The organism is Cupriavidus gilardii (genome assembly GCF_017598945.1).
In the GTDB taxonomy this organism is placed as follows: Bacteria; Pseudomonadota; Gammaproteobacteria; order Burkholderiales; family Burkholderiaceae; genus Cupriavidus; species Cupriavidus gilardii_E.
The window spans coordinates 77,473-90,208 of the sequence record NZ_JAGFTW010000002.1 but is presented as its reverse complement, the minus strand read 5'-3'; the positions used below and the strand labels follow the sequence as shown (position 1 = coordinate 90,208).

At 68.8% G+C, this 12,736-nt stretch carries 8 protein-coding genes and 1 tRNA gene; 6 read left to right on the top strand and 3 right to left on the bottom strand.

Going from position 1 to position 12,736, the window contains the following annotated elements; translation table 11 throughout:
* Window positions 1-174: 174 nt before the first annotated feature.
* Window positions 175-248, top strand: a tRNA-Cys gene (locus J5T34_RS00675).
* 71 nt (window positions 249-319) lie between these two features.
* On the opposite strand, the gene dmeF is transcribed toward J5T34_RS00675, so the two are convergent.
* Window positions 320-1,369 carry a CDF family Co(II)/Ni(II) efflux transporter DmeF gene (gene dmeF, locus J5T34_RS00670; protein ID WP_208577484.1) on the bottom strand — a complete coding sequence of 350 codons (1,050 nt, stop codon included), beginning with the start codon at window positions 1,367-1,369 and terminating at the stop codon, window positions 320-322.
* Window positions 1,370-1,793: 424 nt separating this feature from the next.
* Here dmeF and J5T34_RS00665 point away from each other — a divergent pair, with 424 nt between their 5' ends.
* A complete protein-coding gene (locus tag J5T34_RS00665) occupies window positions 1,794-2,366 on the top strand; it encodes an acyloxyacyl hydrolase (RefSeq protein ID WP_208577469.1) in 573 nt (190 codons plus the stop codon).
* Between the two features lie 31 nt (window positions 2,367-2,397).
* Here the strand turns inward: J5T34_RS00665 and J5T34_RS00660 are convergent, their stop codons facing one another.
* Window positions 2,398-3,840 carry a PLP-dependent aminotransferase family protein gene (locus J5T34_RS00660; RefSeq protein ID WP_208577467.1) on the bottom strand — a complete coding sequence of 481 codons (1,443 nt, stop codon included), beginning with the start codon at window positions 3,838-3,840 and terminating at the stop codon, window positions 2,398-2,400.
* A 330-nt stretch (window positions 3,841-4,170) separates the two neighbouring features.
* On the opposite strand from J5T34_RS00660, the gene J5T34_RS00655 reads away from it, so the two are divergent.
* The 3 genes from J5T34_RS00655 to J5T34_RS00645 all read left to right on the top strand — a co-directional run bounded on the left by J5T34_RS00655 (window position 4,171) and on the right by J5T34_RS00645 (window position 8,007).
* Entirely contained in the window at window positions 4,171-5,502 is a 1,332-nt protein-coding gene (locus J5T34_RS00655; RefSeq protein ID WP_208577465.1) for an aspartate aminotransferase family protein, read from the top strand.
* A gap of 438 nt (window positions 5,503-5,940) precedes the next feature.
* Complete coding sequence (locus tag J5T34_RS00650) at window positions 5,941-7,329, top strand: amino acid permease (protein ID WP_208577463.1); 1,389 nt, start codon at window positions 5,941-5,943, stop codon at window positions 7,327-7,329.
* A gap of 330 nt (window positions 7,330-7,659) precedes the next feature.
* A complete protein-coding gene (locus tag J5T34_RS00645) occupies window positions 7,660-8,007 on the top strand; it encodes a DUF2917 domain-containing protein (protein WP_208577461.1) in 348 nt (115 codons plus the stop codon).
* A gap of 46 nt (window positions 8,008-8,053) precedes the next feature.
* On the opposite strand, the gene J5T34_RS00640 is transcribed toward J5T34_RS00645, so the two are convergent.
* Window positions 8,054-9,079: a hypothetical protein gene (locus tag J5T34_RS00640; RefSeq protein WP_208577459.1), complete on the bottom strand. Its 1,026-nt coding sequence runs from the start codon at window positions 9,077-9,079 to the stop codon at window positions 8,054-8,056.
* A gap of 307 nt (window positions 9,080-9,386) precedes the next feature.
* Here J5T34_RS00640 and icmF point away from each other — a divergent pair, with 307 nt between their 5' ends.
* The gene (gene icmF, locus J5T34_RS00635; RefSeq protein ID WP_208577457.1) at window positions 9,387-12,701 is read left to right on the top strand and encodes a fused isobutyryl-CoA mutase/GTPase IcmF; all 3,315 of its coding nucleotides are present in this window, start codon (window positions 9,387-9,389) and stop codon (window positions 12,699-12,701) included.
* The last annotated feature ends 35 nt before the right edge of the window (window positions 12,702-12,736 follow it).

Sequence of the window (12,736 nt, the reverse complement as noted above, 5' to 3'; positions counted from 1 at the left end):
TGGGGGGCGGAGTGGCCTTTCAACGATGGCCGAGACGATAGCAGAGATCGGTGCCCGCTCCGGCTCATCGTCGATCCGGGCCGGCTCGGCCCCATACGATGGCCGCCTGCACGATCGGGAGAATCGGGCTACACTTCGGCCCGCGCTGTCCGCAGCGCACCGCTTCAGACCAGCGGCGGGGTGGCAGAGTGGCATGCCACGGCCTGCAAAGCCGTGTACGACGGTTCGATCCCGTTCCCCCGCCTCCAGACTTCCTGCCCGCGCCGATGCGATCGGCGCGAGCCAGCGCCGCTAGCCGGCCGCGATCAACCGGCCCGGATCAACCGGCCGGCGTCATCATCGCGCCATCGTCGCAGCGCGCGATTTCCACCGTCACATGCGCCAGTTCCTCGTGCACGCCCAGCGCGGTACGCACGCGCGCCGGCGTCAGCGTGGGATCGTGCGTGACCAGCGCGACGATGCAGGCGAACTTGTCCTTGCCGACCCGCCAGACGTGCAGGTCGGTCACGCGGGTGCCGTCGCGGCCCTGGTCGAAGCCCGCCAGCACCTCGCGCACCTCGTCGACCACCGGGTGGTCCATCTCGCGATCGAGCAGCACCGCGGAGGTCTGGCGGATCAGGCCCAGCGCCCAGTGTCCGACCAGCACCGCGCCGACGATGCCCATCACCGGATCGAGCCAGTTCCAGCCCAGCCACCAGCCGCCGGCCAGCGCCAGCAGCGCCAGTACCGAGGTGGCAGCGTCGGCCAGCACGTGCAGGTAGGCCGAGCGCAGGTTCAGGTCGTGGCCATGCGCATGGCCATGCCCGTGCGCGTGGTGGTGGCCGTGGTGGTGACCGTGATCGTCGTGGTGATGGTCGCGATGGTGGTGGTGATGGTGGTGATCATCGTGGTCGTGCCCGTGGTGATGATGGTGGTGCGCGCCGCCCAGCAGCCAGGCGCTTGCCAGATTGACCAGCAGGCCGAGGCAGGTGACCGTCATCGCCTCCGGATAGCGGATCGCCGCCGGGGCGAACAGCCGCTCGATCGACGCGAAGCCCATCAGCGCCGCCACGCCCATCAGGAAGACCGCGCTGGCGAAGCCGGCCAGCACCTCGATCTTCCAGGTGCCGAAGGCGAAGCGGCGGTCGTTGGCGAAGCGGCGCGCGGCGGCATAGGCGAACACCGACAGACCGATCGCGAGCGCATGCGAGCTCATGTGCCAGCCGTCGGCCAGCAGCGCCATCGAGCCGAACCACCAGCCGGCGCCGATCTCCGCCACCATCGCCGCCGCCGTCAGCAGCAGCACCAGGCGCGTGCCGCGCTCGCCGGCGGCGTTGCCGCGATCGAAGACATGCGAATGGGTCCAGGGGGACAGATCGTGGGTATGCATCGGTTGGCCTCTTTTTCGATGGCCGCAAGGGTAGCAGGATGCGCGCCGCGGCAGGCGCAAATCCCTGCTGGCGGTGCGCCGACCGGGGCCGGCCCTAAAGTTCGGCGGGTGATCGCACGTTTACCCCCAGACGCAAAATGGATTTATCGCCGCATAACATACATTCATGAATGCATGTATCATCCGAGTCACGATTTTGCGTAATTTCGCTCTTTGCTTGCCAAAAGTACGATGACTTATCGATTCATTGCCGGTTGCATGGTGGCGTGGCTCGGCTTGTGCGCCACCGCCGGGTGGCTGATCGAGCGGCTCTGGGCCTAGTCCCCGGGCCGTTCGTGCGCCGCCGATGCGGGTGGCGTTTCCTGCCTGGCACGGACTGTGCCAGTGCCTTCGCCGGCATCTTTCAACTCCTCTCCCCTCGACCATGACACAACAACAAGAACGGGCGGCGCGTTCGCTGCGCCGATCGGCCGCGCTATGCTGCGCCGCCGCAGCGCTGCTCGTCGCCGCGCCTGCCCAGGCAGATCCCGCCGTCCATGTGGCCTACGGCCGCGACCCCGGCCACGGTCTGAACAAGTACGAGATCGGCCTGAACTGGGATTCGGGCTTCGCCTACGGCAATCCGCAAGGCTGGCTGGCCAAGCTGCAATGGGAAGTCGAACTGGCCCGCTGGAACGCGCGCACCGGCAACAACCGCCGCGACGTGACCGAGCTCGGCTTCTCGCCGATCCTGCGCGTCGAAAAGCATGGCTGGAGCGTGGTGCCGTTTGCCGAGCTGTCGGTGGGCCTGCGCCTGATGAGCGCCACCTCGACCTCGGACTCGCACGACTACAGCACGGCGTTCCAGTTCTCGGACATGGTCGGTGTCGGCGTGGCGTTCGGCCCGCAAAAGCGTGCCGAGGCGGGCTTCCGCTTCCAGCACATCTCGAACGCCAGCATCAAGCGGCCGAACCCGGGTACCAACTTCTATACCGGCTACGTGCGTTACCGCTTCTGAGAACGCCTGCAGTCGCAAACGGCGTGCGCGGCTAGCTCGCAGCGCGCACGCCGTCGAAGAAGTCCCACAGCGCCGGCGCATCGCTGGTCGCGATATTGAAGCGGATCCACGGCGAATCGGTCTCGTCCGGCGCGAAATAGCTGCCCGGAGCGAGCCACACGCCGTGCGACAGCGCGCGCGTCGCCAACTGTCCGCCGGACAGCCCGCGCGCCGCCGCCGCCGCGCCGTCGGGCGCGCCGCGGACCCGTGCCCAGGCGAACATGCCGCCTTCCGGGCGCAGCAGCACTTCGAGGCCATGCGCCTCCATCTTCTCGGTGACCCGGTCCTGCTGGGCGCGCAGGCGTGCGGCCAGCGCGTCCACATGGCGCGCGTAGTGGCCACCGGTCAGCACCGCATAGACCAGCCGCTCGGTGACCTCCGAAGACGTCAGCCCGACCGCCATCTTGGTGCGGGCGAACGCCTTGGCCAGCTCCGGGCTCGCCGCCAGATAGCCGACGCGCAGCGACGGCGTGATGGTCTTCGAGAACCCGTTCACATAGACCACGTGCGACAGCCCGTCCATCGCCGCCAGCATCGGCGCGCCGGCCGGCGCCAGTTCGCGGTAGATATCGTCCTCGACCACCAGCAGCCGATGCTGCTCGGCCAGCTGCAGCACGCGGTGCGCGTTCATGCTGGTCAGCGTGCCGCCGGTCGGATTCTGCAGCACCGTATTGACGAACAGCGCGCGCGGCCCGTGCCGGCGGATGGCGACGTCGAGCGCGTCGGTGTCGAGCCCGGCCGCGCCGCGCGGCACGCCGACCACTTTCAGCCCCGCCAGCCGCAGGATCTGCAGCAGATTGCAGTAGCACGGGTCCTCGACCAGCACGGTATCGCCGGCACGCAGCAGCGTGCGCACCACCAGGTCCAGCGCCTGGGTCGCGCCCTGCGTCAGCACGACCTGCTGGGACTGCATCGGCATGCCGTACTGCGCCAGCCGCGTGGCGATGTGCTCGCGCAGCGGGGCGAAGCCGTAGGGGTGGCCATAGCCCGATACCTGCCCGGCCGGCACGCGGGCGGCGGCGCGGATCGCCTGGTGCAGGCCCTCCTGGTTGAGCCAGTCGCCCGGCAGCCAGCCGGCCCCGGCCTTGATCGGCACCGAGTGGTCGGCGAACACGTCCGACAGCAGCCAGGCCGCATTCAATGCCGGGGTTTCCCAGCGCGGGCTGGGGGCCTGTTCGGAACTGGCCTGGCGATGCGCCACCGTGTAGCCCGAGCCGGCGCGCGCGGCGAGATAGCCGAGCGCGGTCAGCCGGCCATAGGCCTCGGCCACCGTGAAGGTGCTGACGCCGTGCTGCGCGGCGAAGCGCCGCACCGAGGGCACGGCGATGCCGGGGCGCAGCGCGCGCCGGTCCACCAGCGCCGCGATGCCGGCGACGATCTGTTCGGTCAGCGTGTCACCGCCACGGCGGCTGCGGGTCAGTTCGAGCTGGATCATGCGACCGCATTGTGCGAGGGTTGCCTGTACAGTTCAAGCGTGGCGAAGGGCGACGCCTTGCCGTTGCGGCATGCCGCGATGGCGCCTATTCCGGGCGGATGCGGTCATGCGAGCGCCCTGGCGGGCGGGGCTGTCGTCGCCTGACCTGTACGGTTCGTGCGGAAAAACCTGTACGGTAAGGCGAGCATTTCACGACCGTATATTTTTAGCTTGCGCCGGGCTCGCTACAGTGGCCGGATCGCACTGTCGCACCATCGCGCGCTCCGGCACGATGGTCGATACCCCGGGGCGACACCCCGACGACACCCGGACAAAACCAAGGAGGAAGTAATGGACGCCGCCAAGACAGTGATTCCCGATCTCGATGCGCTGTGGATGCCGTTTACCGCCAACCGTCAGTACAAGGCGGCGCCGCGGCTGCTGGCTTCGGCCAGCGGCATGTATTACACGACCCACGACGGCCGCAAGGTGCTCGACGGCTGCGCCGGCCTGTGGTGCGTGGCCGCAGGGCACTGCCGCAAGGAGATCGCCGACGCGATCGCGCGCCAGGTGCAGACGCTGGACTATGCACCGCCGTTCCAGATGGGACATCCGCTGTCGTTCGAGGCGGCCAGCAAGGTGGCGGCGATCATGCCGTCCGGCCTGGACCGCATCTTCTTCACCAACTCGGGCTCCGAGTCGGTCGATACCGCGCTGAAGATCGCGCTGGCCTACCACCGGGCCCGCGGCGAAGCGCAGCGCACCCGCTTCATCGGCCGCGAGCGCGGCTATCACGGCGTCGGCTTCGGCGGCATGGCGGTCGGCGGCATCGGTCCGAACCGCAAGGCCTTCTCGGCCAACCTGATGCCGGGCACCGACCATCTGCCGGCCACGCTCAATATCGCCGAGGCGGCCTACTCCAAGGGCCAGCCGGCCTGGGGCGCGCACCTGGCCGACGACCTGGAGCGCATCATCGCGCTGCACGATCCGTCCAACGTCGCCGCCGTGATCGTCGAGCCGCTGGCCGGCTCGGCCGGCGTGCTGGTGCCGCCGGTCGGCTATCTGGAGCGGCTGCGCGAGATCACCAGCAAGCACGGCATCCTGCTGATCTTTGACGAGGTGATCACTGCCTTCGGCCGGCTGGGCGCCGCCACCGCGGCCGAGCGCTTCAAGGTCACGCCGGACCTGATCACGATGGCCAAGGCGATCAACAACGCGGCGGTGCCGATGGGCGCGGTGGCGGTGCGGCGCGAGGTGCACGACACCGTGATCGACGCCGCGGCAGCGGGCGCGATCGAACTGCCGCATGGCTACACCTATTCGGGCCACCCGCTGGCCGCCGCTGCGGCGATCGCCACGCTGGACCTGTACCGCAGCGAGGACCTGTTCGGGCGCGCGGCCAAGCTGGCGCCGCTGTTCGAGGAGGCCGCGCACGGCGTGCGGGGCGCCCCGCACGTCAAGGACATCCGCAACCTCGGCCTGGTCGCCGGCATCGAACTCGAGCCGCGGCCGGGACAGCCGGGCGCGCGCGGCTACGAGGTCTTCCTCAAGTGCCTGGAGCGCGGCGTGCTGGTGCGCTACACCGGCGACATCCTGGCCTTCTCGCCGCCGCTGATCATCACCGAGGCGCAGATCGCCGAGATGTTCGACACGGTGCGGCAGGTGCTGAAGGACGTGCAGTAAGGCGGCGCAGCCGCGTTCGTGCGGTCGGCCGGTTTTCTCCCCTCTCCCGCTTGCGGGAGAGGGGCGGGGGAGAGGGCAGCGGGGCGGTGAACATGCCGTCGCGGTTTGACACCACCCCCTCTCCCCAACCCTCTCCCCCGTGAGGGGGAGAGGGAGAACACCTACCCCTCGAATTATTCTTCCCCCCTTCATCTCCTGCCCAGAACCCCAAAGCCCGCCTCCATAAGTGACGGTTCGGCTCGAGCGGTTCGCTAAACTAGGCGCCTTTTTTTGCCCCGGCCGGCACACCTTGCCGGCCCGCGGGCTGCTCGCGCGTCCGCCCAGGCGGCGGCGCGTGCGGGCACTGGCGACCGGTCATCCACAGGCCGGCCAACTCGATCCAGGCGACACCGCGTGACCGACCCCGGGGCGGATGCCGCCAATGCAGGAGATCCCTTCATGAGCTTGTTCCGCACCAAGGACATCGAAACGATGCTGGCCGCGAGCCGCGACGATGGCTTGAAAAAGGTGCTTGGCCCGGTCGATCTGGTGATGATGGGCATCGGCGCCATCATCGGCACCGGCATCTTCGTGCTGACCGGTACCGGCGCGCTGACCGCCGGCCCGGCGCTGACGCTGTCCTTCGTGATCGCCGCGCTGGCCTGCGGTTTCGCCGCGCTGTGCTACGCCGAATTCGCGACCGCGATCCCGGTGTCCGGCTCGATCTATACCTACAGCTACGCCACGCTGGGCGAGATCGTCGCCTGGATGATCGGCTGGGACCTGCTGCTCGAATACGGGCTGGCGACCTCGGCGGTGTCGGTGGGCTGGTCAGGCTATTTCCAGTCGCTGCTGTCCGGCTTCGGCGTGCATTTGCCGGCGGCGCTGACCGCCGCGCCCGGCGCGGTGCCCGGCGTGCCGACGGTGCTGAACCTGCCGGCGGTGCTGATCATGCTGGCGATTACCTGGGTGGTGTCGTACGGCGTGCGGGAATCGGCGCGGGTCAACAACATCATGGTGGCGATCAAGGTCGCGGTGGTGCTGCTGTTCATCGCGGTCGGCGTCTGGCATGTCAAGCCGCTCAACTGGCAGCCCTATGCGCCGTTCGGCTTCGCCGGCATCGTCAATGCGGCCGCGCTGGTGTTCTTCGCCTTCATCGGCTTCGACGCGGTGACGTCGGCAGCGGAGGAGGTGCGCAACCCGCGCCGCGACCTGCCGATCGGCATCATCGGTTCGCTGGCGGTCTGCACGCTGCTCTATGTCGCGGTGGCGGCGATCATGACGGGCATCGTGCCGTTCCCCAAGTTCGAGGGCATCGACCATCCGGTCTCGCTGGCGCTGCAGTACGCCGGCGAGAACTGGGTCGCCGGCTTCGTCGACCTCGGGGCGATCCTCGGCATGACCACCGTGATCCTGGTGATGACCTATGGCCAGACCCGGATCCTGTTCGCGATGTCGCGCGACGGGCTGCTGCCGGCCAAGCTATCGCAGGTGCACCCGGTGCACGCGACGCCGTTTCACGCAACCTGGGCGGTCGGCATCGTGTTCTCGTCCATCGCCGGCCTGGTGCCGTTGAACGTGCTGGCCGAGCTGATCAATATCGGCACGCTGTCGGCCTTCGCGCTGATCTCGATCGCGGTGCTGGTGCTGCGCAGAACCCGGCCGGATCTGCCGCGCACCTTCCGCTGCCCGGGCGTGCCGGTGGTACCGCTGCTGTCGGTGGGCTTCTGCCTGTTCCTGATGGCGCATCTGCAGCCGTTCACCTGGATCGCCTTCCTGCTGTGGCTGGCGCTCGGTCTGCTGATCTATTTCGGCTATGCGCGGCGCAACGCCGTGCTGCATCGCTAGGGCGCCGGTCCTGGCTGTCCGTAACTGTCAGAAAAAACGCCGGAACAGTACTTGGGAAACTGTTCGGAACTGTCGCTGGGATTGCCGCACCGGCTGTCCATAATGCAATCGTGCATCGGAGCACGGGGTGGCGCGGCCGTCGGTGCGGTCGGCCACATCGGCAAGAGGCCGGTGCGGCGAGCAACAACCGCCGGACAATACCGAAAGGCTTCGCGGCCATCGCTGCCCAATATGCCCGCCTTGGCAACACCGGTCCGCTGCCGCGCGACCGGCGGGCGGCAAGCCTGGCAAGGCCGGCTCCGCTCGATGCGCATCGACAGGAGCAGCACCATGCAGGAACTCAGGGACTTCGAACTGGACGAGGTTGGCACGCCAGTCAGCTGGCGCGCGCGGCCGGGGCAGCGCATCGTCGCCCGGCACGGACACATCTGGTTGACGGTGGAGGGGCAGCGCCGCGATGTCTGGCTGGCGCCGGGCCAGTCCTTCGCGCTGCCCGAGGGCGCCTGGATCTGGATTTCGGGCGACGCGCCGGGGGCGCGCTTCACCGTGGCCCAGCAGGCTGCGCCGTTGTCCTGGCGCGGGCTGCTTGCACTGCTGCGCCGGCGGCCGCGGCCGGACCCGGTACGGCTACCGGAGCCGTCAGCGGGCTGGTGGCCGGCGCGGCATCTGTCGCGATAACGCGGAACGTCCGGCCCGGACGGGGGCGGGGCCGGACGGGGGGGGCTCAGCGTGCCGGCGGCGCCGTCGACAGCGTGGCGGCGCCCGCCTGCCACAGCGGCTCGAGCCGCTGCCGCTCGTTGTCGGCGGCCTGCGGCGACAACGACGGCGTCCGGCACAGCAGCACCGCGGTCTGGCCCGCCTCCGGCAGCGGCACCCACCAGACCCGGCCGTACTGCAGGCGGCCGCTGTCGCCGGCGATGGAAAAGCTGGCCCAGTTGGCGCGGTGATTCGCCAGCCGTACCGTGCCCTGGGCAATGACCTTGGCGCTGGCGCCGGTCAGCGCCTTCAGTTCCTCGGTCGCGCGCGCGGCCACCGCCGCGCTTGCACTTTCCTTCGCCCCTTCCTTTGCACTGTCTTTCGGCAGCGGGCGCGCCAGCAGGTCGATGGTCGACAGGCCGTTGCCGCCCTGGCTGGTGAAGGCGAAGATGGCGTTGTCCGGCAGCAGCTTTTCCCGGGCCGGATCGCGCTCCCAGGACAGCGGCATGCGCAGCATCAGGTCGATCGCACCCGCCTGCCGGATTCCCTTGGTGGTGTAGCTCCTGGCCATCGGCGAGGCCAGTTCGGCGGCGGGTTTGTCCTCGTAGACCGCGGCCAGCAGCAGCTGCAGCGATGCCTTCTCCATGTCGCCCTGGGCGCTTTCGCGCACGCGCTGCAGATAGGCCTGCATCGCGGGCTCGGAGGCCAGTGCCGACTGCATCGCTTCGCGGTCCATTTCCAGCACCTTGGTCGCCAGCCGGGCACGGTCGGTCGCCGGCAGCGGAATGTCCTGGAACAGCCGGGTCACCATGGCCAGCGCATCCGGATACTGGCGGTCGAACGCCGCCCGCACCTGCTGGATGTCGTTGCGCAGCGACGGGTATTTGGCCGCGGCGCGCTCCAGCGTGGCGTTCTGGTTGGTCAGGTAGCCGTACAGGCTGGTCAGACCCGAGATGGCCGCAGGCGTGTAGTCCCACGCGATGGCGCTGGCAGGCAGGCCGATCAGGCCCGCCAGCAGCGCAAGGCGCGGCAGCCACGGCACGCAATGCCGCATAGGAATCTCCCTTCAGTAGGTCGACACGGCCGGCTGTGCGTGTCCTTTGTTGTGCCGACCGGAGGTCCGAGTCCCGGCGGATGCTTTGGATTGTAGCCGAAGGCAGGGGGCGTCACGTGCCGTTTGCTGCCCGCTGGTCACGTCCGGCAGGTGAGCCTACAATCGACTGGCCCGCCGGCGGGAGAGCCGGCCCGGGGCAACCCAAGACAACCCAAGACAATATGGCCAGCAATGGCCGCACAACGCGATGGCCGGTGCTTCGGCGGCGCAGTCTGTCCGCCCGCCCCGGCCTCACCGGGTGGAGACCATGACCGATCTTTCCGACCTGCAAAAGGCAGGCGCCGAAGCCGAGGCCGCTACCGTGGCGCCGGCACCCGCGCCAGCCGGCGCGCCGACCCACAAGGTCCGCTTCGTCACGGCCGCATCCTTGTTCGACGGCCACGATGCTTCGATCAACATCATGCGCCGCATCCTGCAGGCGCAGGGCTGCGAGGTGATTCACCTCGGCCACAACCGCTCGGTCGAGGAAGTCGTCGCGGCCGCGCTGCAGGAGGACGTCCAGGGCATTGCGGTATCGAGCTACCAGGGCGGCCACGTCGAATACTTCAAATACATGGTCGACCTGCTGCGCGAGCGCGGCGGCGCTCATATCCAGGTGTTCGGCGGCGGCGGCGGCGTGATCGTGCCGGCCGAGATCCGCGAGCTGCAGGACTACGGCGTGGCCCGCATCTACAGCCCCGAGGACGGTCAGCGCATGGGCCTGGCCGGCATGATCGCCGACATGGTGCGGCGCTGCGACTTCGATCTGTCGCGCCACGCGCCGGCGACGCTCGATTCGCTGCGCGCCGGCGACCGCCGCGCGCTGGCGCAGTGGATCACCGTGCTGGAAAACGGCAAGGCCGACCCCGCGATGGCGGCCGCGCTGCATGCCGACGCCGCCGCCATCGCGACCCCGGTGCTGGGCGTGACAGGCACCGGCGGCGCTGGCAAATCGTCGCTGACCGACGAGCTGATCCGCCGTTTCCGCCTCGATCAGCAGGACAGCCTGCGCATCGCGGTGATCTCGATCGACCCGTCGCGCCGGCGTACTGGCGGTGCGCTGCTGGGCGACCGGATCCGCATGAACGCGATCCACCATCCGCAGATCTACATGCGATCGCTGGCCACGCGCGACGCTGCCAGCGAGGTGTCGCGCGCGCTGCCGGACGCGCTGGCGGCCTGCAAGGTGGCCGGCTTCGATCTGATCGTGGTCGAGACCTCGGGCATCGGCCAGGGCGACGCGGCGATCGTGCCCCATGTCGACCTGTCGCTGTACGTGATGACGCCCGAGTTCGGCGCCGCCAGCCAGCTCGAGAAGATCGACATGCTGGACTTTGCCGATTTCGTCGCGATCAACAAGTTCGACCGCAAGGGCGCGCAGGACGCGTGGCGCGATGTCGCCAAGCAGATGCAGCGCAACCGCGAGCAATGGCATGCGCGCGCCGAGGACATGCCGGTCTACGGCACCCAGGCCTCGCGCTTCAACGACGACGGCGTGACGATGCTGTACCTGGGTTTGCGCGAGGCGCTGGCCGAGCGCGGCCTGGTGCTGCGCGACGGCACGCTGCCGCGGCTGGCGGGGCGGCAGAGCACCGGCCGCAATGCCATCGTGCCACCGGCGCGCAGCCGCTATCTGGCCGAGCTGGCCGATACCGTGCGGGCCTATCACCAGCGCGTGGCCGCGCAGAGCCGGATCGCGCGCGAACGGCAGCAGCTGCGCGAGTCGCGGCGGATGCTGGCGCAGAGCAACGCCTCCGCGGGCGCGCAGGCACAGCAGGCCCTGCAGGCACTCGAAGCCGAACGCGAATCCGCGCTGGGCGAGACCGAGCGGGCGCTGCTGGCCGGCTGGCCGGCGCTGCGCGATGCCTACAGCGGCGACGAGCACGTGGTCACGATCCGCGGCAAGGAGCTGCGCACCGGGCTGGTCACCACCACGCTGTCCGGCACGCGGCTGCGCAAGGTGGTGCTGCCGCGCTTCACCGACGAGGGCGAACTGCTGCGCTGGCTGATGCGCGAGAACCTGCCCGGCTACTTCCCCTACACCGCCGGCGTGTTTCCGTTCAAGCGAGAGAACGAGGACCCGACCCGGATGTTCGCCGGCGAGGGCGATGCCTTCCGCACCAACCGCCGCTTCAAGCTGGTCTCCGAGGGCATGCCGGCCAAGCGGCTGTCGACCGCGTTCGATTCGGTCACGCTGTACGGCGAGGACCCGGACCTGCGTCCCGACATCTACGGCAAGGTCGGCAATTCCGGCGTCTCGATCGCAACGCTCGACGACATGAAGGTGCTGTACGACGGCTTCGATCTGATCGATCCGCAGACCTCGGTATCGATGACGATCAACGGGCCGGCCCCGGCGATCCTGGCGATGTTCATGAACACCGCGATCGACCAGCAGCTGGACCGCTTCCGCCGCGAGCAGGGCCGCGAGCCCGATGCCGAGGAGGCCGCGAAGCTCCGCGCGATGGTGCTGCAGAACGTGCGCGGCACCGTGCAGGCCGACATCCTGAAGGAGGACCAGGGCCAGAACACCTGCATCTTCTCGACCGAGTTCTCGCTGAAGGTGATGGGCGACATCCAGCAGTACTTCGTCGATCATCAGGTGCGCAACTTCTACTCGGTGTCGATCTCCGGCTATCACATCGCCGAGGCCGGCGCGAATCCGATCTCGCAGCTGGCCTTCACGCTGGCCAACGGCTTCACCTATGTCGAGGCCTATCTGGCGCGCGGCATGCATATCGACGACTTCGCGCCCAATCTGTCGTTCTTCTTCTCGAACGGCATGGACCCCGAGTACAGCGTGCTGGGCCGCGTCGCGCGCCGCATCTGGGCCGTCACGCTGCGCGACAAGTACGGCGCCAACGAGCGCAGCCAGAAACTGAAGTACCACATCCAGACCTCGGGCCGCTCGCTGCATGCGCAGGAGATCGACTTCAACGACATCCGTACCACGCTGCAGGCGCTGATCGCGATTTACGACAACTGCAATTCGCTGCACACCAACGCCTACGACGAGGCCATTACCACGCCGACCGCCGAGTCGGTGCGGCGCGCGCTGGCGATCCAGCTGATCATCAACCGCGAATGGGGCGTGGCCAAGTGCGAGAACCCCAATCAGGGCAGCTTCCTGATCGAGGAGCTGACCGACCTGGTGGAAGAGGCGGTGCTGCAGGAGTTCGAGCGCATCGCCGAACGCGGCGGCGTGCTCGGCGCGATGGAGACCGGCTACCAGCGCGCGAAGATCCAGGAAGAGTCGATGTATTACGAGCAGCGCAAGCATGACGGCTCGCTGCCGATCATCGGCGTCAATACCTTCCGCAATCCGGATGGCGATCCGACGCCGGCCACGCTCGAACTCGCGCGCTCCAGCGAGGACGAGAAGCAGAGCCAGCTGCGGCGGCTGGAGGATTTCCACGCCCGCCATGCCGACGCGGCGCCGGCGATGCTGGCGCGGCTGCGCCAGGCGGTGATCGACGACGAGAACGTGTTTGCGGTGCTGATGGATGCGGTGCGGGTCTGCTCGCTCGGGCAGATCACGCATGCGCTGTTCGAGGTCGGCGGACAGTATCGGCGCAACATGTAGCGTCCGCCGAAGGGCCGCGACCGCGCCCGGCCATC